The 20,200-nt window shown below is 44.1% G+C and carries 20 protein-coding genes; 9 read left to right on the top strand and 11 right to left on the bottom strand.

Translation table 11 applies throughout. From position 1 onward, the window contains the following. Positions 1-88: 88 nt before the first annotated feature. From BJP37_RS08155 to arsM, 3 genes are all read right to left on the bottom strand, one after another. On the bottom strand, positions 89-394 hold the full coding sequence (locus tag BJP37_RS08155) for an ArsR/SmtB family transcription factor (RefSeq protein WP_075897888.1): 306 nt from the start codon (positions 392-394) through the stop codon (positions 89-91). Between the two features lie 81 nt (positions 395-475). Beyond that, positions 476-1,471, bottom strand: a complete 996-nt coding sequence (arsS, locus tag BJP37_RS08150) for an arsenosugar biosynthesis radical SAM (seleno)protein ArsS (RefSeq protein ID WP_075905877.1) — start codon at positions 1,469-1,471, stop codon at positions 476-478. A 400-nt stretch (positions 1,472-1,871) separates the two neighbouring features. Continuing rightward, positions 1,872-2,840: an arsenosugar biosynthesis arsenite methyltransferase ArsM gene (arsM, locus tag BJP37_RS08145; RefSeq protein WP_075897886.1), complete on the bottom strand. Its 969-nt coding sequence runs from the start codon at positions 2,838-2,840 to the stop codon at positions 1,872-1,874. A gap of 472 nt (positions 2,841-3,312) precedes the next feature. Between arsM and BJP37_RS08140 the strand changes: the two genes are divergently transcribed. Together BJP37_RS08140 and BJP37_RS08135 are read left to right on the top strand one after the other, a co-directional pair. Beyond that, positions 3,313-5,292 (top strand): AMP-dependent synthetase/ligase, encoded by a 1,980-nt coding sequence (locus tag BJP37_RS08140; RefSeq protein WP_075897884.1) that lies wholly within the window; start codon positions 3,313-3,315, stop codon positions 5,290-5,292. Positions 5,293-5,438: 146 nt separating this feature from the next. Further along, positions 5,439-5,888 (top strand): YlqD family protein, encoded by a 450-nt coding sequence (locus BJP37_RS08135; RefSeq protein WP_075897882.1) that lies wholly within the window; start codon positions 5,439-5,441, stop codon positions 5,886-5,888. Between the two features lie 149 nt (positions 5,889-6,037). Here BJP37_RS08135 and BJP37_RS08130 read toward each other — a convergent pair whose 3' ends face one another. Continuing rightward, on the bottom strand, positions 6,038-6,520 hold the full coding sequence (locus BJP37_RS08130) for a hypothetical protein (protein WP_075897880.1): 483 nt from the start codon (positions 6,518-6,520) through the stop codon (positions 6,038-6,040). Between the two features lie 385 nt (positions 6,521-6,905). Continuing rightward, positions 6,906-7,649, bottom strand: a complete 744-nt coding sequence (locus BJP37_RS08125; RefSeq protein ID WP_075897878.1) for a PEP-CTERM sorting domain-containing protein — start codon at positions 7,647-7,649, stop codon at positions 6,906-6,908. Between the two features lie 332 nt (positions 7,650-7,981). Between BJP37_RS08125 and BJP37_RS43395 the strand changes: the two genes are divergently transcribed. Both BJP37_RS43395 and BJP37_RS08120 read left to right on the top strand, forming a co-directional pair. Further along, positions 7,982-8,107, top strand: a complete 126-nt coding sequence (locus BJP37_RS43395) for a hypothetical protein (RefSeq protein ID WP_269086970.1) — start codon at positions 7,982-7,984, stop codon at positions 8,105-8,107. Positions 8,108-8,392: 285 nt separating this feature from the next. Then, positions 8,393-9,703: a dihydrolipoamide acetyltransferase family protein gene (locus BJP37_RS08120; RefSeq protein WP_075897876.1), complete on the top strand. Its 1,311-nt coding sequence runs from the start codon at positions 8,393-8,395 to the stop codon at positions 9,701-9,703. Positions 9,704-9,952: 249 nt separating this feature from the next. Here BJP37_RS08120 and BJP37_RS08115 read toward each other — a convergent pair whose 3' ends face one another. Beyond that, a complete protein-coding gene (locus BJP37_RS08115; protein WP_075897874.1) occupies positions 9,953-10,882 on the bottom strand; it encodes an NF038130 family PEP-CTERM protein in 930 nt (309 codons plus the stop codon). 768 nt (positions 10,883-11,650) lie between these two features. After that, positions 11,651-12,553 (bottom strand): alpha/beta fold hydrolase, encoded by a 903-nt coding sequence (locus BJP37_RS08110; RefSeq protein ID WP_081431108.1) that lies wholly within the window; start codon positions 12,551-12,553, stop codon positions 11,651-11,653. A gap of 124 nt (positions 12,554-12,677) precedes the next feature. Between BJP37_RS08110 and clpS the strand changes: the two genes are divergently transcribed. Next, complete coding sequence (gene clpS / locus BJP37_RS08105) at positions 12,678-12,959, top strand: ATP-dependent Clp protease adapter ClpS (RefSeq protein ID WP_070391454.1); 282 nt, start codon at positions 12,678-12,680, stop codon at positions 12,957-12,959. 105 nt (positions 12,960-13,064) lie between these two features. Continuing rightward, positions 13,065-13,835, top strand: coding sequence for a CPBP family intramembrane glutamic endopeptidase (locus BJP37_RS08100; RefSeq protein WP_075897872.1), 771 nt, complete (start codon positions 13,065-13,067; stop codon positions 13,833-13,835). Here the strand turns inward: BJP37_RS08100 and BJP37_RS38770 are convergent. Further along, positions 13,810-13,986, bottom strand: a complete 177-nt coding sequence (locus BJP37_RS38770) for a hypothetical protein (protein ID WP_158069484.1) — start codon at positions 13,984-13,986, stop codon at positions 13,810-13,812. The two genes, BJP37_RS08100 and BJP37_RS38770, sit on opposite strands and share 26 nt — an antisense overlap. A 448-nt stretch (positions 13,987-14,434) precedes the next feature. On the opposite strand from BJP37_RS38770, the gene BJP37_RS08095 reads away from it, so the two are divergent. Then, on the top strand, positions 14,435-15,208 hold the full coding sequence (locus BJP37_RS08095) for an ABC transporter permease (protein ID WP_075897870.1): 774 nt from the start codon (positions 14,435-14,437) through the stop codon (positions 15,206-15,208). Positions 15,209-15,448: 240 nt separating this feature from the next. Next, entirely contained in the window at positions 15,449-16,279 is an 831-nt protein-coding gene (gene larE, locus BJP37_RS08090; RefSeq protein ID WP_075897868.1) for an ATP-dependent sacrificial sulfur transferase LarE, read from the top strand. 81 nt (positions 16,280-16,360) lie between these two features. Here larE and BJP37_RS08085 read toward each other — a convergent pair whose 3' ends face one another. Then, positions 16,361-17,857: an FAD-dependent oxidoreductase gene (locus BJP37_RS08085; protein WP_075897866.1), complete on the bottom strand. Its 1,497-nt coding sequence runs from the start codon at positions 17,855-17,857 to the stop codon at positions 16,361-16,363. A gap of 332 nt (positions 17,858-18,189) precedes the next feature. Between BJP37_RS08085 and BJP37_RS08080 the strand changes: the two genes are divergently transcribed. Next, entirely contained in the window at positions 18,190-18,405 is a 216-nt protein-coding gene (locus tag BJP37_RS08080) for a hypothetical protein (protein ID WP_143727515.1), read from the top strand. 132 nt (positions 18,406-18,537) lie between these two features. On the opposite strand, the gene BJP37_RS08075 is transcribed toward BJP37_RS08080, so the two are convergent. Continuing rightward, the gene (locus tag BJP37_RS08075; protein ID WP_075897862.1) at positions 18,538-19,428 is read right to left on the bottom strand and encodes an Rpn family recombination-promoting nuclease/putative transposase; all 891 of its coding nucleotides are present in this window, start codon (positions 19,426-19,428) and stop codon (positions 18,538-18,540) included. 149 nt (positions 19,429-19,577) lie between these two features. After that, on the bottom strand, positions 19,578-20,030 hold the full coding sequence (locus BJP37_RS08070; protein ID WP_075897860.1) for a MerR family transcriptional regulator: 453 nt from the start codon (positions 20,028-20,030) through the stop codon (positions 19,578-19,580). Positions 20,031-20,200: the final 170 nt, after the last annotated feature.

Genomic DNA, 20,200 nt, shown 5'->3' with positions numbered 1-20,200 from the left:
TTATAATTGCCGAATTTATCAATAATTTAAAATCCGCCAGACTTGATATCACTGACAACTCAAAACTGAGCACTTACTCAGCACTTTGTTAATCAAAACATAGGCAACAACATCCCAAATCAATTGCTCTATTACCATTGGCTTGCCGAATGTTGAGCGAACACTGATAAAGCACCGCCTTACCATCTCGCGTCGCCCTAACAAATCCCTCATCCCGCAAAACTCTGAGATGATGGGATAGCAGGCTTTGCTCTATTCCCAACACAGCCTTGAGCTCCCCAACATGTTTTGGTCCTTCCATCAGGATTTCCAGAACAGTCAGACGAGTGTTGTCCGCTAAAACTTTCAGCTTACGGACACAGAAGGCTTGAGATGATGGACTTTTTAAGTTCATGATTCAGCTATTCTCAGCAGTTGAATTATCATTGATATGAAAATCCATTCATATTATAATCAAAAAAAAACTGTGATTAGATCAAATCAAAGCACCACCACAACTGGAACCAGACCCTGCTGTACAGCCATAGCAATAGGAAGCGGTGCGAATTTCCTCAATTATGTCTAAACTTCCTGCTTCGAGAAGTTTACTAACTGTCAACCTTTCTCCAGTGTCAGACGTTGCTGCTACATTTTCCATCTGATTAAAATCGCAATCGTAGACATTACCCAGATAGTCAATAGACAGTTCATTGCGACACATCAAATGCTGCACCGTACTGGCATTGAAACTATTTTCTAGAAACGCCATATAGGGAGCATATAGCTTGGTACGTTGTAAATAAAACTTTGTTCTACCAACGGGGATATTGGTAATTGTAAATAGCTGGTTGAAGTTAATATCAAAATGTTCTTTTAGGAACATTTTATAATCCTTCTCCAAGTTAAGCTGATTAGGAGTCATAGAAAATTTTTCACTCCTTGGCAAGGAAGGATTATAGACCAAATCAATAATTAATTTGGGGTTTCTCCCATAGCCCAATCGATTCAGCCATTGAATCGCCCGAATCGAATCATCGTAAACCCCTTTGCCGCGCATTTTATCTACATTATCTTCCAAATAACAAGGCAAAGAAGCCACTACTCGTAATTGGTGCTTAGCGAAATAGTCAGGTATATCCTCATATCCCGGTTCAAAATAAATGGTCAAATTTGACCGAACAATCACCTCCTTTCCGGTTTTGTATGCTGCTTCAACTAATGGCTTAAAGCCATAATTCATCTCTGGCGCACCACCAGTCAAGTCAACCGTCTTAATTTGAGGAAACTGATGAATCAGCGTAATAAGCTGGTCACAAATTTCTGGAGAAAGTTCTTCAGTTCGTTTAGGACCAGCTTCCACATGGCAGTGAGTACAAGCTAGATTACAACGCTTCCCCAGATTAATTTGTAAAACCGTGATTGGGTGTTTACTTAAGGGAGCTTGCAGTTTATTACGGAACGGTGTAACAGCTGAAACGTCTGTTTTAATCATAAGTTTTATTGACTTGTAATTGCTAGAAGTATTAATTTTGAAGGATGACTTCTGAGAGGTTGTCTGAGAAGTCTCATTTGCTACATCCAAGCCCCCGTTGGTCCCCCAATTTTGGGGGACTTTTAGAAGCAAATTGACTCTTGTTCCCCCCAAAGTTGGGGGGCTAGGGGGGCAAAATTCAGTATCAAAAAACTTTTCAGATATCCTCTGAAGTATTACTTCTAAAGTAGGATTTGTAATTTACTAATCTTTAATTAGACCATGGATTGGTTGATCAACAAATCCATGGTTTTTATTTTTAAGCCTACTCTACTAAAGAAACCAAAGATGAACAGCATTCATACTTCATACTTCATACTTCATACTTCATACTTCATACTTCATACTTAATCCTTCACCTTTAACAACAACCACCACCAACATAGTGCCAAGTTGAATCAGTGACTAAGATTTCTTCTGGATTCACCTTTGCTAATTTCGCGGCTGTTTTATCACAAACAGCCGCTGGCACACCACGGGAGAGGATGTGTCCCGCATTGTCATCAAAAAATTCTTCCGCGCCCATGTAAATTGCTGTCTTGCCAGTAAAAATGCATGGTCCATCTTCTGGGATCACAACTTTGAAAGAAACAGAATCCAGACTTTCCAGCAGCAGGGGTTCTTCGAGGTTGTAGTTTTGGCAATCCAGAAGCCGATAGGGACGCTTTGCTCGAATTTCTACTTGACCAAAACCTGACCTGACCAAGTGTTGGACATAGGATTGATAAGTGAGCGCACCAGACAGACACATAGCTCGTAGCCGCTCATCTTCCTGTAGATGGGGTGGAATCGGACGAGTTGCAATCGGGTCACTCATTAACAGTCGTCCACCTGGTTTTAAAACTCGATAGGCTTCTTTGAGTGCCTTCATCAGGTCAGCCGGTTCAAAAATGTTGAATAGGCAATTCTGAGCAACCACATCTACAGAATCATCTGGCATCGGTAGGGCAAAGGCATCCCCTTCCCGAATTTCCACAAAACTTTGGTCAAACCAGGAATTGTCTTCAGCAGCAATCTTCAGGTTACGGGTAGCCGCCTCCCGCATGGCCTGAACTGGCTCAACAGCAATCACACCCCCTGGACGTTGGGAAAAATAAGCAAATTGTAACGCCTCCAAGCCACCACCAACACCGACATAGAGGACAGTTGGCTGATTGCTGAGTTCTGTGGGATGTACCGTAGTACCGCAGCCATAATTCATCTCCGCCATCAGTGGAGGAATTTTCAGTCCTGGCAGTTGTAAGGGGCTACTTTGGACACAACACAAACCAACTTGGGGTGTTTGGGCGACTTCAGAATAAAATTCAGCAGTTGTTTCGAGATAGGTCATCAGAATCCTTTACTTGGCAAAGATGGTAATGCTATTTATAGTAGGGTGGAAATTGAAAACTAATTCTGAACCAGTATAGTTCCTCAGTTGAGCTTTAATGCTACAAAATTCATGTATCTTCTGATACCAAATCCCGGTTTAAAACCCCGTTGATTATTTTGATCATCTAGTCAGCGAAGCGCGGACTGTGTCATCTTCGAGAAGGCTTCGCCTATGTCTAGCCGCTATTTATTATTGGTTTAGGCTACAGGGAAGCTTTCAATTGGGGGTAGGGGGTAGGGTGACCGGGTGTGGGGACAAGTTATAGTAGTAGATTGGACTTTGGTAACTCTGGTGAGTGTGGATTATTCTACGAGTGATTAACCAGACTTCATCTAAGACAGAAACTATAGTGTCCACTCAACACTGCCAATCACCTCTGAGCATAAGAGTATGGTAGAAAGAGCTACCTAAGGAATCAGGGAGTTGATGAATGTCGAAAAACCAGTATGCAGAACGCCTTAGACAACAAGAGAGAGTTTACCTCAGGCGTGTTGCTGATTACTCTTCACTACAGTCGATACCAGAAATTTGGCCCCTTGCTGCCCAACGCTTTGGGTCAATCATTGCTCTGCAAGACCCTCACGCTGTGGGAGCTCATGGTGCTCCAGCTTCGACCCTGACCTATACCCAGTTGCACGAGCAAATCGAGCAATTTGCGGCTGGATTACAATCCCTAGGCTTCCAGCCAACACTGGATGAGAAGGGTATTCCTACCCGAATTGCGTTATTTGCTGATAATTCTCCTCGATGGCTAGTTGCCGATCAGGGTATCATGACTGCAGGAGCAGTAAATGTGGTGCGCTCAGGTCAAGCAGAACGGCAGGAATTGCTTTATATTCTCGAAGATAGCGGTAGCACTGCTGTAGTGCTAGAAAACCTCAAAACTTTGGAAAAATTAGGCGATCGCTTGGATGGGCTACCGATTAAATTAGTGATTCTCCTTTCTGAAGAACAACCACTATCGACCGGATCATCCCGACAAATTGTTAACTATACTCAACTCATGGAAGCCGGGGCATCTCGGTCTCTTACCAAAGCTAACCACAACCGGGAAACCTTGGCAACTCTGCTATATACCTCTGGTACCACAGGTAAACCCAAAGGGGTGATGCTGAGCCATGGTAATCTCCTGCATCAGGTCAACACCCTTGGTACAGTAATAGAAATTGAAAAAGGCGATCGCGTTCTTTCTATCCTGCCTACCTGGCACGCCTACGAACGCTCAGCGGAGTATTTTCTATTATCTCAGGGTTGCACCCAGATTTACACCAACCTGCGCCATGTCAAAAAAGACCTTAAAACCTTCAAACCTAACTTTATGGTCGGAGTACCGCGACTGTGGGAATCGATCTATGAGGGGGTGCAAAAGCAGTTTCGTGAGCAACCGGAAGGTAAGCAGAAATTAGTCCAAAACCTGCTAGGGTACAGTCAACGCTACATTGATGCACGGCGGCTTGCTCAGGGGTTGACCTTAGATAATTTAAATCCAACACCTATCCAAAAACTATTGGCCACAGTGCAAGCTTCCTATTTATGGCCGGTTCATCAATTGGCTAATAAACTAGTTTATCAAAAAGTCCGGGAAGCCACTGGGGGACAAATCAAGCAAGTCGTTAGTGGTGGGGGTTCCTTAGCTCGGCACTTGGATAACTTCTTTGAGATTATTGGTGTCGAAGTCCTAGTAGGCTATGGGTTAACCGAAACCTCTCCCGTTACTAATGCTAGGCGTTCGTATCGTAACCTGCGTTTTAGTGCTGGACCACCTTTACCGGACACTCAAATCCGGATTGTTGACCCTAAGACTCATCAGCCTTTACCCCAAGGTCAACGAGGGTTGGTGATGGTAAAAGGACCACAGGTGATGCAGGAGTATTATCACAAACCAGAAGCTACTGCTAAGGCAATTGATCTAGACCGGTGGTTTAATACAGGGGATTTAGGTTGGGTTACCCCCCAGAATGATTTAGTCCTAACTGGCAGAGCCAAAGATACTATAGTTCTCACCAATGGGGAAAATATTGAGCCACAACCGATAGAAGATGCTTGTTTGCGTAGTGCTTACATTGACCAGATTATCCTGTTAGGTCAAGACCAAAAGGCATTGGGTGCTTTAATAGTACCAAATTTAGATGCCTTACAAGGGTGGGCAGCGGGTCAAAATCTTCCCCTTGACGTATTTGCTCCAGATGTTGATTTAAATCTTAAAGAGGTTCAGACTTTATACCGGACTGAATTAAACCGAGAAGTCAAAAATCGCCCAGGTTATCGGCCAGATGACCGTATTAGCACCTTTAGGCTGATTCTAGAGCCGTTTTCCCAGGAAAATGGCATGATGACTCAAACCTTTAAAATCCGACGACCTGTAGTCACCGAACGCTATCGCGCTATCATTGACGCGATGTTTGCTTAATCGAGGGCAATAAAGTTAAAACGTTAGAAGGTTTAGAGGTGCAGGCCTCGAACCTTGAGACTGAACCTCAATCTTCTTTTTAAGAATTATTGAGTAATATAACCAGTCAAACTCTCAATCCCTCAAACTTAGATAGTGGAACGCATATGGACGACTCTAACAAGAACTTACTATTGAAACGGCCAATTAATATCAAAGCCATCGTTACCCCTCGATGGAAAGAAGAGGTTCAGCAACAACTACAAAATCAAATCAACCAAATCGACGGCCAACTGCAACAGATTGATATCCAGGGACAAAAAGCGATCGCTGAGATTAAAAAGCAGAGCATGGATCCTCCTGGTCCTCAGGTATCGCAACAAATTGAAAGCATTCAAATGCAGGTCAATCAAAAGAAAAGTGAACTGCTAGACCAGAAAAACCAGCAACTTCAGCAACTACAACAAGTCCAAACCCTCGAACTCGACCAAGAAGTTAGTCAAGGTCAGCTAGAAAGCTTCTTCAGGGTGGAAGAGGGAGATAACCTAGTCAAAAAGATGAACGTAGAAATTCTGCTGCGGGATGGGGTTATCCAAGAGATTCGCGGTGATATTTAGCACGATGTCAAGGCTGAATTAATAGCTACAGATTAAGGAAAAGATCACACCAGATCAATAGACACGGATAGACAGATAGTTGGTTATCTGTCTATCCGTGTTTAAAAATCTCTGTATTGTCTTTCACCCCTTTGCCATTGATCCAGCCATTACTGGCAAAATTCCGTTGACCAATCCTGATGACCCCGTCCCTCTCGACAGGTAAACTGTTGACCAGCCCACATAACCTGCCACTGTTTGCCAGTTTGGGCTGATTCTTTGGGGGATAACTCAATACGATACCGGATGCCACGTACAGAGTCATCCGGTAAACCCGTTTGAGTGATGGTGACTACCGCCTGATCAGGTTTAGGATAATCTACCTTGACCTGTTGATCGAAGTTTCCTTCAATCAACATTGATTGGTTTTGACCAAAGGTAGATAATGCGATCGCTTTTGGATCGGCACCAATCAGTTGATCCGGTTTTGCCTTATTGGCTAGGTCAATGGCTTTGTAGTCTTCTCGTTTAGTCTGAACATTAGCAGGAGACTGAATTGGTTTGGGTGCAGGGGGTTTGCTAATCAGATTGCAAGCACTCAGGATTAGGATAATACCTGTAAGCACGGTCAAGGAAAGTTTTTTGTTAAGCATCTCATACCAAGTTTGATTCAATAGGATTCAACCTAACTTGTCGGCTGTTGACAGTCAACCGTCAAGGGTTAAAACTCAACACTCAATACTTAACACTCAACAAAACACATTATCCCCTCAATCCAAGCCCATTTAATTACTGATGGCGTAAGCGTTCAGCTATCAGCCGTCAGCGGTCAGCTTAAAACAAGCTATCCGGCTGACGAGTTCAACGGACTCAAAGCCAAAGACTATGAATTTTTCCCTTGGGCACCTCAATTAGCAAGGCCGAAAGGCCAGGGAACTGAGATTAAACGAATACTTACCTCTTTCATTCAAAAGCTGTTCGCGTAGCGTGTGCGTAGCACATAAGCTGATAGCTGATAGCTGAATGCTTACGATGGCATTATTTATAGCGCTTGAACACTGACCCGGCACCCATAGCACCCAACATCAACAGACCCAATGTCGCAGTTGGTTCGGGAACTTTCTTAGAAGGTTTAGGGGGCTCTGGAAAATTGCGAAACTTGATGCCAGATACCGCACCACTTCCTGGTAGTTTAATATCTAGCTTGGTCACTGAATACTCGGGAATATCCCTGAAACGGTAAGTGGATAGGGAGTTGTCTGTGCCAAATTTTAGTGATTGTTTCTCTGTTGTGCCATCCTCCAGAAACGCTTCCAGATATCCGTTTTTATTCTTCGGATTCTCATCAATGTCTAGAAGGGTGACGTAATCAACAGAAACGGCTTGATCAAAAACAAAGGAAATGATGCCACCGCCAGCCCAGTCGTCAGGTTCTTCATTTGTGTTCTCGTTGATAATTAGAACATTACCCTGTGGCTTCGTACCAAATGAAGGTCCCGTGGCTAAGTCAGCGTCTCCACCGCTGCATGTAATCCCAAAATCAGGTCCGCAATTGCTGTTGAATAACCTTAAGGGATGATTAGACCCTTTGTTACTGGTTATATGCACACCGAATTTTGCCCATTGCTCACCAATATTTGTCTTAGTTCCAGCCTTGAGAACCTTACCAGCATCATCCTTTTCAAAATCCAGTAAGTATGTATCAGCTAGAGCGGGATTAGCCCCTACTGTGCCCAAAGTAACTAAGGCAGCTGTGAGCGTAAGTTTTGATAACTTTTTCATGGCTTTTATACCCCTCAATACTGACTGAATTTTAGCGCTAAAATTTATTTTTATATCTTATTTTTAGGATTTTAATTAACCTGTAATAGCTACTATTCAGGGAATAAATAGATGATTATAGTTATTTTATGATTAATTAACCTATAGGTTAGGTATAAGGTAACTGTCTTGGAATAATTTATTCATTTCTTTAAGGTTTTATTTGGTTAATTAAAGATTCAGTGAAGTTACCTTCATCCACCAACCAAAATCAATAAGATTTAAGGCTATACTAAACCAGCTCTTAGACTAACCCTGTCAGTAGTCAACGGATAGGGTACCTATAATGAATTGTGGAAATTTTTGATCAAAAGTTCCCTACTCCCTACTCCCTCGGTGCGCTTTCCAATGGGCGAGTAAATCGCCCTTGGGTCGCACCGCTCCCTACTCCCAGATCCGCTGTTCCCTTTGCTAGATAAGAGCTTTTCTTGATGCAGTCGCTCATGGGGGAAACCCCCGCAGGTCGGCGCTGCATCGCTTAGTTAAGAGCCATGAGCATGTATAGAGTGATGGGTAGCTACCCACTCCCCTAATCCCTAATCCTGAGCAAAAAGAGGATATCCGTATTGTAGAAAACCATCGAAGCCCTCTGGCTCATGGTTTCTTTACACAGTACGATGGCTTTCTGGGGCTTATTCAAGTTACAATGCAAGCTGGCATCATGTTTTTGCTAGCTCACTAGAATTGATTTAGAAGACCACCCCATGATTCACGAAGTTTTCATGCCCGCCCTCAGTTCAACCATGACCGAAGGCAAAATCGTTTCCTGGGAAAAATCTCCGGGAGACAAAGTCGAAAAAGGTGAAACCGTGGTGGTGGTTGAGTCGGATAAGGCTGATATGGACGTTGAGTCCTTCTATGAAGGCTATCTTGCCACAATCACGGTATCAGCTGGTGACTCTGCTCCGGTGGGAGCCCCGATTGCTCTGATTGCGGAAACGGAAGCGGAAATTGAAGCAGCTAAACAACAAGCTGCCCAATCTACACCAGCTACTGACACAGCAACAGCTCAGCAAGCAACGGCTTCAACCCCAGAACCGGTACAGACAGCTCTTGCTGCAGTTGCTGATACTCCCAGCCGCCGTAATGGCAGAATTATTGCTTCTCCCCGAGCTCGTAAACTAGCGAAGGAATTAAAGGTTGATCTCAATACCTTGAGAGGAAGTGGTCCCCATGGCAGGATTGTGGCTGAGGATGTGGAAGCAGCAGCAGGTAAAGTTATCACTCCTCCGACACCAGCAGCCACCACCCAAGCAGCACCCCCGACAGCGGCTGTAATGCCCACTCCCACCCCAGCACCTCTGCCAGCACCTCTGCCAGCACCTCCTGCAGCTGTACCCCTCGGAGAAGTGGTGCCGTTCAATACCCTGCAAAATGCAGTGGTGAGGAATATGATGGTCAGCCTGCAAGTGCCTACCTTCAGGGTTGGTTACACCATCACTACCGATGAGTTAGATAAGTTATACAAAAAAATTAAGCCTAAGGGTGTTACCATGACCGGGCTGCTGGCTAAGGCAGTAGCGGTTACCTTGCAGAAGCATCCCTTGGTTAATGCTAGTTATACCGAACGGGGAATTCAGTATCACAGTTCCATTAATGTAGCTGTGGCTGTGGCAATGGCTGATGGTGGCTTGATTACCCCAGTATTGCGCCATGCGGAGCAGCTGGATATTTATTCTCTGTCTCGCACTTGGAAAGATTTAGTAGACCGTGCCAGAACTAAGCAGTTGCAGCCAGAGGAATATAATTCCGGTACTTTCACCCTATCCAATTTAGGAATGTTTGGTGTAGACCGGTTTGATGCGATTTTGCCCCCAGGACAGGGTTCTATTTTGGCCATTGGTGCATCCCGTCCTACGGTAGTAGCTACCCCTGACGGCATGATGGGTGTAAAGCGTCAGATGCAAGTCAATATTACCTGTGACCACCGGATTATCTATGGTACTGATGCGGCAGCGTTCTTGCAAGACTTGGCGAAGTTGATTGAAACTGATCCGCAATCGTTAACTCTTTAAGCCATTAATCGTAGGGTGGGCAGTGCCTAGCAACGCCCTTTGCAAGCTTGATTATCTGTCTGGTGCACTGCCCACCCTTTAAGTTGACTATTTAAGTTGACTTTTTAAGTAGGGTGGGCAGTGCCTAGCAACGCCCTTTGCAAGCTTGATTATCTGTCTGGTGCACTGCCCACCCTACATGAACTGCTTGATCACTCAGAGGGGCGCACCGTTGTGCCCCCCTCTCAATAATATTGTTCACTATTTCCCTTAACAGTTAGCTTTTCGCAATTTCCCTCCAGCAGTAAACAAACCAGCCACAGCGATTAGACCAAGCACAGTAGAGGATTCAGGTACATCTTGTGGTTCCGATGAAGACGGTTCTGGAGGAGCGCCAAGGAAGCCCACTTGGTAGGTGGCATTGTGAGATGTACCATCTTCTAGGTTGACTAGCCCAGATGGTGTGGGAACGAAACCGTAAAGGTATTCAGTTTTCCCATTGTATTCAACCTTGACAATTTCACTAGCCCTTATACTAGGTGGTAATGGTAGTTGAAAACCAGGCGATAAAAGAGCCATCATCTGTTCCAACTGATCAAACGTATCTTCGAACGCATCTCGAGCATCAAGGTGACCTGCTAGCCCAATGCTAATGTGGCCTGTTGCGTTTTGGTTGACGTAGGAAATATTGGGATCGCTAAATCGTTGCAATCCTCCATTATCGCTAAATAGTGTATAGAATTCATTAACTATGAAATTGCTGCTAGCATAAGATCCAAGACCGTGTGCAGTTAAGGCATCACTGACCCACTCCTGACCTAAGGTTATGCCATCACTATCAAGATCACTGTTCCAGTCAGCTAATGTCAGACTGCTCAAGGTGATGTCCTTACCACCGATGTCACCGGTTAGGCTTGTGACATCGGTATAGGTGGCAAAGTCGCTGTTGCTCAGAGTTTCACTGCTGGCAAATAGCTCTACGTTTCCACCAGGGTCACTAGCGTCACCTTGCAAGATAGTTGACAAAATAGCATTTGGAGCTTCATAGGTATTCGTACCGTCAGATGCATACTTGAGGTAGTCACTACCTTCCAGGGTCGCTCCCGTGAGGCTTCCAGCAACAGCTGGGGTAGTGGCGATCGCACTCATACCGGCAATAATTGAGGCCCCGAGCCACATTTTCATTACTGTGCTTTTCATTGACATGTCTCCCGATACTTTTTAGCTACCAAAATCTACTTTGCAGATTAAAGCCCACTAATGCAAGCTGCTTAAGCAGCCAGGGGGTATCTCCCAAGGCCAAGATAGGTTTTGTTCCGCTCAAGGCGCATAAATCTGTGTTTAATAGAAAACGCAACCACTATCATGGTTTGCTTTGGTTTTCGGCTTCAATTCAAGGAACCAGAATGTTTTCAATGACACTAGAAAACTAATCATTGTCTAACATATTTTTGGAGATACTGCCAGATATTTGGAGAAAATCGTCAACAGTGGCTAGCCTTCGAGTTTGTTTGGGTTGCTGGCAGCACTTGGTGTCTTTTTTTTAGTATCGGAGTGGGATGTTAGCGATCGCGTTTTTGATGGGGTTTAAGTTATGTTAATCTTTGACATAATCCTGATTGCGTCAGTTCCTCAGTCATGAATAGGGCAATATAGCGCTACGGGCAAGGCAAGAGAAATCGCCCCTAACCCCCCGCCCGTAAGGGGGGCGGGCATGAATGCTAAAGTTTACTACAACAGCTTAGGTGCGCTTTCCGGAGAATAAACCTTGAAGAGGGTCGCCTTATTACAAAAGTTTTAACCCTTTTACCTATAGCCAGTAACCCATAAAGGCGACCCTCTTAATGCGGTAACTTCCTTCCCGCATCTAATTATTAAATTCCCCACGGGTCGCACCTTTTTCAAGGTGTATCAATGTCAAACACCTTAATGCGTAGGGCAAATTTTCATTCTTGTAGCGATTACCGATTAGCGATTAGCGATCACCCAAGACCTGATCAGATTATTCACCTGTTCTGGTATCTCATCATGGGGACAGTGTCCTGCCTGTAGATAATATTCCGTTAACTGAGGATAATATTCCCTAAACTTTGCTCCTCGTTCTCTGCTCTTGATCCAAGGATCCCCTTCTCCCCATAGCATTAATAATGGACAAGTCATCTGTTCCAACAACACATCGACTTTTTCCCCTTGGGGTGACTTGAACACCGAGGCAAATACCTGAGCAGCACCAGGATCACAAGAGGGGCGATAAATCTCGTCTACTAACTGTTCCGTTACCGCACTCTGGTCAATATAAACCTTCTTGAGGGTTTTGCGAATGATTGACGGTCGCCGCAGGTATTGGAATAACAGGAAACTAGCCCAAGGTTGTAGAAAAATTGATTTGGTTACCTGATTGAGAACTTTTTTAACAGGATTGACTTTAGTGGCCGGTTGAGTATCACTAAATGGTCCAGCACTATTGAGCAATGCTAAACCTACGGCGGAGCTAGGACGCTGTGCAGCGACACACAAAGCTGCATAACCCCCCAAGGAGTTTCCAGCTAAGACTACTGGTTGACCAATCACCTCTGTAATAAAATCATGCAACTGGTCTCGCCACAAATTGCCACTGTACTCCCCATCTGGTTTAGCAGAACGTCCAAACCCCAACAAGTCAATCGCCCAAACTTCAAAATCCTGACTCAATTGAGCAATGTTTTTGCGCCAGTGGTCTGTAGATGCCCCAAATCCGTGAATTAACAGTAACGGTGGGCATCCTGATGGCTTCTGTCCAGCCTGTACATAATATATAGATTCCCCCCGCCACTGCCAGTAAGTTCCAGGGATGGGATTATTAGAAGGGGTAGCAATTACCTGGGTAGTCACGGTAAAATATTAAGTAATGTTAACTTTTTGATCATACCTCTCCCTGCCAGATGTCTAATGTTATAATAATGGCAGTATATAATGGAGAGTTTGTGTAAACATCTAAAATAGAGAGGGACAAGCTTTGTCAGTCGAAACCATTGAGAAGCGTTCAACAGTTCGTAAACACGCGCCTCGCTATCGCGTATTGCTCCATAATGATGACTTCAACTCTATGGAGTATGTGGTTAAAACCTTGATGGAAACTGTGGCGAGTCTGACTCAACCTCAAGCAGTCAATATTATGATGGAAGCCCATACATCGGGGCTGGCATTGGTGATTACCTGTGCTCAAGAGCATGCTGAGTTTTATTGCGAAACCCTGAAGAACCGGGGTCTGAGTAGTACAATTGAACCTGACGAATAACGGGCAATAGGAGAAATTCTTCCCTTTCCAAATCTTGAAATTATAAAACGTTTTACACCTAGGCTGGCTAGATTATCCCTATACCCAGCACCATTCAGGTTGGGGATGTTTATACTAGCTTTGCTGTTGCTTTGGTTACCCATAGCAGCACCAATATACTTAATTGGTAGCGACCCAAACTCAGTGACAATCCTGACTATGGGGCTAATGTTCGGGGTATTTCTGTACTTAGTCCGAGTTTGGGGAAGGAAGGTTTATCGCCAACCAGGACTGTTAAAAAAATATGGTTTGCGGCTAACAGCCCAAAACGCTCTTGAGTTAATCAGAGGACTAGGTCTAGGTCTGTTAATGACTCTTAGTCTGTTTGGATTACAAGGGTGGCTGGGTTGGGTAGCATTCCAAACCCCTGCACTGCCATGGTCACGGCTGATTGTAGAGGGATTAATCAGTGCTTTGGCCATAGGCTTTGCTGAAGAATTGGTGTTTCGGGGTTGGTTGCTTGATGAGTTGCAACGGGATTATAGTTTTAGGACATCACAATGGATTGGTGCGATCGCATTTGCGCTGCTGCATTTCCTTAAACCAATTCCAGAGATGATTCGCGGCTTACCGAGATTTCCCAGTTTATTGCTGCTAGGGTTAATCCTGATTTGGGCAAAGGGATCAACTCAAGGACGGCTAGGTTTATCGATTGGTCTCCATGCTGGCTTAGTTTGGGGTTATTATATTATTGATGTTGGGCAATTAGTAGTCTATTCGGGCAAGGTTGCTCCCTGGATTACTGGCATTAATCGCGATCCTACTGCTGGGATAATGGGATTGCTATTTATTGGTTTAGTTGCTTGGTGGATCAAGCGCAATCATCACAGTGATTAGTGATATAGCGGTTTTCAATTTGGTAAGGTACAGAGTTTCTGGTTTTAGGGAGCAGGGAGCAGGGAACAGGGAATAGGGAACAGGGAACAGGGAACAGGGAACAGGGAACAGGGAATAGGGAATAGGGAATAGAGAAGAGGTAGCAGGGCAAAAATTATGTGTACCTCATTATTATGAAAAAAGCTATAATTGGTGATTAGTAATTATTAATGATTGCTATTGAGAGTCTAACTTGATGATAGTTTAAAAGTCTAAATAGTAAGAGGTGCGACCCGTGGCGAATTTAATTCTTAATAGGTCAAGCGCACTTAAGCAAATTCTCGGCGCTATTTGGCAACTCCTGAAATCCCTTCAACAGCGCAGTGATCAAGTACAAAAATCATAAATGCCTCGTCCGGAATAGTTTTATCTTCGCGCTTATTCACTACTTAACCTTATATACCAATCCGTGTAGGAATTGTGATAATTTTTGTTCCCTTTTCCCTACTCCCTGTTCCCTGTTCCCTGTTCCCTGTTCCCTTTAGTATAGCAAAAATCCCTTGCCTTGTGTACCTCCCCTATGATGGAAGCAAAAGAATTCGGAGCATAGGAGATAGCGGGTGAGTTTGGCAAGAATTTGGGCGATCGCAGCTAATGGTTTTCGGGAAGTGATACGCGATCGCGTTTTATATCTGATCGGCTTTTTTGCCCTAACCCTAGGCATAGCCCTCAGGCTGTTACCTGAGGTAGCAGCAACCACACAAGACAAAATTTTTCTGGATTTGGGTCTAGCGGCGATGGGTATCCTGGGTGTAATCGTGGCGGTATTTGTTGGTACCGGGTTGATTAACAAGGAAATCGAAAAGCGTACTGTCTTAGTGTTAATTCCCAAGCCTCTAAGCCGCGCTGAATTTATCATTGGCAAACACTTAGGGTTATCGGGTGTATTGGCTGTGCTGGTTGTGGCTATGACCGCCATTTATCTGCTGGGATTACGTGTCTCTAGTATTGAATACCCTGTGGTTAGCATCCTGGTTTCGGTGGTTTACCAATTTCTAGAACTGTCTCTAATCACAGCAGTAGCGCTGATGTTTGGTGTCTTTACTAGTTCACTCCTAGCAACCTTACTTACGTTTGGGGTTTATATGATGGGACACTTGAGCCGTGATTTAGTGGAGTTAAGCAAGTTGAGCGAAAACCCTGGCATTGAGCGGATGACTGAAACCCTATACTTGGTGATCCCCGATTTATCACGGCTCAATTTAAAGAATGATGCAGTGTATGGTGTCTTACCCCCGTTCCCAGAACTGTTTTTAAATGGAATTTATGGATTACTGTACATCGTGCTACTGTTAGCGATCGCTATCCTAATCTTCTGGCAACGGGAGTTTTGATTTATAGCGCTACGCTTAGCGTCAGAAGTCAGAAGTCAGAAGTTAGAAGTCAGAAGTCAGAAGTCAGAAGTCAGAAGTCAGAAGCATAATTTTTTTTTCCCTGTTCCCTGTTCCCTGTTCCCTGTTCCCTGTTCCCTGTTCCCTCTTCCAGACAACTACCGCGAAGTCTAATCATGATAAATGGGGCATGATAGTAAATGGGGATAATGCTACAAATAGGGAAAATTATTTATCAAAACCATGCTAGAGCAGAAACTCAAGCAATTAAAAACTATATTTGCTGAGATGGAACGGGCTTTGATTGCCTATTCTGGGGGAGTCGATAGCACGCTAGTTGCTAAAATTGCTTACGATGTTTTAAGCGATCGCGCTTTAGCGGTCACTGCTGAATCCCCCTCACTATTACCAGAAGAATTAGAAGACGCTCGCATCCAAGCCGCTACTATTGGCATTACCCATGAGGTTGTCCAAACCCATGAGATGGATAATCCCAATTATACCTCTAACCCGGTCAATCGCTGTTATTTTTGCAAAAGTGAACTCCACGACACTCTCAAACCTCTAGCCCTGGAGCGAGGCTATCCTTATGTAGTCGATGGGGTGAATGGGGATGATTTAAGGGACTATCGTCCAGGGATTCAGGCGGCAAAGGAACGAGGTGCGCGATCGCCTTTAGCGGAAGTGGGGGTAACTAAGGCGGAAGTGCGCCAACTCTCGAAACAATTAGGACTGCCGTGGTGGGATAAACCTGCCCAACCTTGTCTGAGTTCTCGCTTTCCCTATGGGGAAATGATTACAGTGGCTAAGTTACAACGGGTAGGACGAGCAGAGATCTATTTACGGAAGTTAGGTTTCTCCAATTTGAGGGTTCGTTCAGAAGGAGATACTGCACGGATTGAGTTACTACCGGAAGAGATTAAGGAATTTGTGGTAACGACAGATTTACCGACGTTAGTGGCAGAGTTTCAAGACTTGGGTTTTGTCTATGTGACCCTGGATTTAGAAGGATATCGCAGTGGCAAATTAAATCAAGTTTTGGGCCAGGATGTGATTAGTATGAACGCTTTATAAGTTTGGCTTTTTGTAAGCATTCAGTTATTAGCGAACAGCGATTAGCGCTACGCGCACGCGTGCGCGTTCAGCTATCAGCTATCAGCTATCAGCCTTTGTCTGACTGCTGACTGCTGACTGCTGACTGCTGACTGCTAAATGGTTACATCGCTCTAGCAATTGGTCAAAGTTACGACAATATACCAATTGTTGGTAGTCATGCCATGCTTGTTTGTTACTGTAGGGAATTCGGTTCAATGTTGCTTGCTGAATCTTCTCCATTAATGGACGACGAAGAGATTCGTAGTTAAGGCAAGCATTGGCGATTGCTTGGATATTATCAAGATTATTTTTCTGTACAATATTAGCGATCATGGTAGCTACAACCAGAGCATCTTCCAATCCTTGATTAGCCCCTTGAGCCATGAAAGGAGGCATCCCATGGGCGGCATCACCCACTAAGATAACTCTACCTGAACTCCAGGGAGATAGAGTTTCTACACGGTGAATGTAATAGGGACGGGATTTGATTTTGACAGGAGGAGATAAAGCCACTAATTGTGTGAGAGCTTTGGGAAAATTAGCGTTTTCCAACTCTCGCAATGCTAAAGCAATCAAGGCACTTCCAGATTTTTCTGTCAACTCTTCCTGGTTTAAAGGAAGATGGATCAAATACCCAAACTGAGCATTGGGACGGCGAAATAGGAGCATCCGTGGGGATTCCATAGAAGCCGAATCCTCTGAGATTTGATCATTAGTGATGGTGAGAATCCGTTCCTGCTGAAAAAATTTGTTTTCAAGCTCTGTGCTTAGCTCTGGGGGAATATCCGTGATTTTCATACAGAATAGGGCGGCAAATCCGGAATAGTCAGGTCTGGCTAAACCACTGTAGGGACTATCGTTATAAACAATCCGACGAATGGTAGAGTTGATACCATCTGCAGCAACAACTAGCCTAGCCCGGATTGATTTTTTTTGAAATTGTTGGCCACTATGCTCTGAATTGAAGGAGACTGTATCCTGATCGTTCTGTCTGTTTGACCAATGAGCATAGGGATTTGCTTCTATGGCTGCATCAGAAACAAAATCTAGCCGAACATATCCGGTGTTTCCTTCATCAACAACATTGATACAACGATGATTCGCTTTAACCTGTTCAACGGGAAGTTGGTTTCTGAGAGTGGTCTGTAAATCGTACCAAGAAATTGAGACTCGACCCTCTCCATAATCCTTGAACCAATCCTCATAGCTAATAGGAAAAGAATGAATTTGCTCTCCCTTAAAATTTTTGACAACCCATTGAGGAGAAGTCTTAGGTAGTTTTTGTTTGCTGATGGTTGTTTCGGGATTTTGATTGGCTTGGGCTTTCTGTAAAAACTCCATACCCGTTTTTTTAACGGCTTCGTAAGCAGAAGGCGCTATGTGGTTAAGCGCTTTTAATCCATTAGGCAGAAGATCGATAACCTGACCAACTCGACGAAAGGCACGAGTTTGATCAAGGACTAGAAAATTAGATATACCACGCTGCTGTAAGCCAATGGCAGTGGCTAATCCTACTGGACCAGCACCAACCACAACAATATCATAAGTGTCGATCATAATTATATTTTTGCGATCGCGTAGCGTAGCCCTTCGGGCTAATCGTTTTTGCGATCAGCTTCGCTGCTGCTGTTCGGATAATTATATTACCTTACCAACTATAGGAATTCTACGACTTGTGAGGTACAAATTTCTGCTTTTTAGGGAGCAGGGAGCAGCGATGCAGAGGTGCGACCCGTGGCGAATTTAATTCACCTACGGAAAACGCACCATTAAGGTCTTGGGGAGGCAGCGCGGTCTTGGGGGTTCCCCCCGGAGACGAAACCTGTTTATTGTGGAGCCAAAATAGTTAGCAGGTTATGCAGAAAAGGGTTAAATATTTGTTAATAGCGATGCAGCGCGGTCTTGGGGGTTTCCCCCATGAGCGACTGCATCAAGACAAGGCTCCACTATCTTACGGTAACTATCGCCTTTGGCGACGCTTGGCCGTAGGCCACGCCAAAGGCGAACGCGAACAAACCACTCGCGCTTTGCCGTGGTTTCCCCCACTCGCGCTTTGCATCAAGACGGGAGCAGGGAGCAGGGAAGAGGGAAGAGGTAAAAAATAATGTGTACCTCATGAGTCCTATGAACGCTATATCCGGGATGCAGCGCGGTCTTGGGAAGGCAGCGCGGTCTTGGGGGTTCCCCCCATGAGCGACTGCCGTGGTTTCCCCCATGAGCGACTGCATCGCTGAATGCTAGTTAAGCCAATTTTCTAAATCCGTTATGTTATTGAAATCTAAGAAGTCTTCTCCCAAATTTTCCAACTCTTCAATTGTTAACTTTTCTATTTTGCTAATGGTTTTTGTATCAATTTCCCCGAAACGCTTTTTCATTAGACGCATTATTAAGGCGATCGCTTCTTTTTTTCTTCCTATTTCTTCAGCATAAGTTAGTTTTCCTCTTTCATCTTGTAATGCCATAGCACGGCGATCGGCAATTTCTAATTCTTCTGGCGTCATACCAGCTTGATTAGCAAGATTTAACGCTGATTCTATCTCTGATACTTCTCCTAAAGAAGGAGGAATATTATCGAGGCTAGAAGCTTCTTTGATGAAATAAATCCATTTATCGGCTAAAGTATCTAATTCTGATAGTTTTTTCTGGAATTTCGGTAATTCTATAAATATTAACTGCAATTCCTCTTCCAGACATTCAAACTTTTCTGTTTTTTCTTGAAACACAAATTGATTAATAATTTGCTGAGTTTCGTCGAACAAAATAAAATCCGTAATTGTGACAGCTATAACAGGTTTAAGACGAATATAATCCTCTGCTGTTTTTAACTGATTAACATATCCTTTCACCATATTATAAAGTACCCGTTTGCTAAAACCAGTGATGGATGAGACTTGCATTTCAATTAGGACAACTTCTCCATCCGCTAACACTGCTTTTACATCCAAATAAGTGTCTTTTAAAGTCAACACTTGACCGGGATTATAGGGATTAATAATGGTTAAAGATTGAATGATTGGTTCGCCATTGTAAATAATAGCATTAAGAAAACTAATTAATATAGTTTTACTTTCTTTGGAACCAAAAACTTTTTTAAAGACATAATCTATTTTTGGGCTGATAAATCTCATAGTTTTGGCGTTCCTGAATTAAGGAATAAATGCGCGATAATCTGGTTTTATTAAAGCCCCCGTTGCTCCTCGAATTCTGAGGGACTTTGAAAATTTTGTTACCCCCAGAATTGGGAAAACCATAGCCAGAATCAGCAATGCCCTTAGGATCAGACACTAGCGGGAAAACTACCACCGATGAAATGAACATCACTGAAGGTTTCGATCCATAGACGAGCACCACAACGCAGTGGGTGCTCGGGCTGATAAACAATCCGACATGGACCAAGGATTTCGATCTGGTTGCCGTATAAATTGTTGCCGCTTCGTTTTACCGAAATCACTGGCTGACGGTCTTCGGCAGGTTTCCCATTGTTGCTGCCAATCCGATTACGGTTGACATTGATGGTGGCTAGAGCGGGAGGACGACTGGTACGCCATTTGCCCTTTGGTCCACGGGTACCTTTGGTGATTTGTGGTAGGTCCTTGAAAAGAGGAATAATCCAGAATTTACCACTTTTATAGGCACCCCTGACCCGACCCTTCTCCAGGAGTTGGCGCAATCGTCGAGAAGAAATACCTAATAGAGATGCGGCTTCGGTAGTACCAACGCAGTGGTTCATGTTCGGATTCCCTAACTCTTCCTATAAAACTAGTATAGCAAAAATTTATTCCTGGACGCCTTAATGTAAAGTTATGTAAAGTTTTGCCAAACTGACCAGACAACTAGGGGGAAATAATTTTTCATGATTGATATCTAATCAAACCGGATTTAGTATTACACAGGACTTAC

The organism is Moorena bouillonii PNG, from assembly GCF_001942495.1.
Taxonomy (GTDB): Bacteria; Cyanobacteriota; Cyanobacteriia; order Cyanobacteriales; family Coleofasciculaceae; genus Moorena; species Moorena bouillonii.
The sequence above is the reverse complement of the archived record's forward strand: the minus strand, read 5'-3'. Positions and strand labels throughout refer to the sequence as shown.

Bases quoted from the DNA above. Each gene is read 5' to 3' on its own strand.
- BJP37_RS08155 (WP_075897888.1), bottom strand. From the start codon at position 394: ATGAACTTAAAAAGTCCATCATCTCAAGCCTTCTGTGTCCGTAAGCTG.
- arsS (WP_075905877.1), bottom strand. From the start codon at position 1,471: ATGATTAAAACAGACGTTTCAGCTGTTACACCGTTCCGTAATAAACTG.
- arsM (WP_075897886.1), bottom strand. From the start codon at position 2,840: ATGACCTATCTCGAAACAACTGCTGAATTTTATTCTGAAGTCGCCCAA.
- BJP37_RS08140 (WP_075897884.1), top strand. From the start codon at position 3,313: ATGTCGAAAAACCAGTATGCAGAACGCCTTAGACAACAAGAGAGAGTT.
- BJP37_RS08135 (WP_075897882.1), top strand. From the start codon at position 5,439: ATGGACGACTCTAACAAGAACTTACTATTGAAACGGCCAATTAATATC.
- BJP37_RS08130 (WP_075897880.1), bottom strand. From the start codon at position 6,520: ATGCTTAACAAAAAACTTTCCTTGACCGTGCTTACAGGTATTATCCTA.
- BJP37_RS08125 (WP_075897878.1), bottom strand. From the start codon at position 7,649: ATGAAAAAGTTATCAAAACTTACGCTCACAGCTGCCTTAGTTACTTTG.
- BJP37_RS08120 (WP_075897876.1), top strand. From the start codon at position 8,393: ATGATTCACGAAGTTTTCATGCCCGCCCTCAGTTCAACCATGACCGAA.
- BJP37_RS08115 (WP_075897874.1), bottom strand. From the start codon at position 10,882: ATGAAAAGCACAGTAATGAAAATGTGGCTCGGGGCCTCAATTATTGCC.
- BJP37_RS08100 (WP_075897872.1), top strand. From the start codon at position 13,065: ATGTTTATACTAGCTTTGCTGTTGCTTTGGTTACCCATAGCAGCACCA.
- larE (WP_075897868.1), top strand. From the start codon at position 15,449: ATGCTAGAGCAGAAACTCAAGCAATTAAAAACTATATTTGCTGAGATG.
- BJP37_RS08085 (WP_075897866.1), bottom strand. From the start codon at position 17,857: ATGATCGACACTTATGATATTGTTGTGGTTGGTGCTGGTCCAGTAGGA.
- BJP37_RS08080 (WP_143727515.1), top strand. From the start codon at position 18,190: ATGCAGCGCGGTCTTGGGGGTTTCCCCCATGAGCGACTGCATCAAGAC.
- BJP37_RS08075 (WP_075897862.1), bottom strand. From the start codon at position 19,428: ATGAGATTTATCAGCCCAAAAATAGATTATGTCTTTAAAAAAGTTTTT.
- BJP37_RS08070 (WP_075897860.1), bottom strand. From the start codon at position 20,030: ATGAACCACTGCGTTGGTACTACCGAAGCCGCATCTCTATTAGGTATT.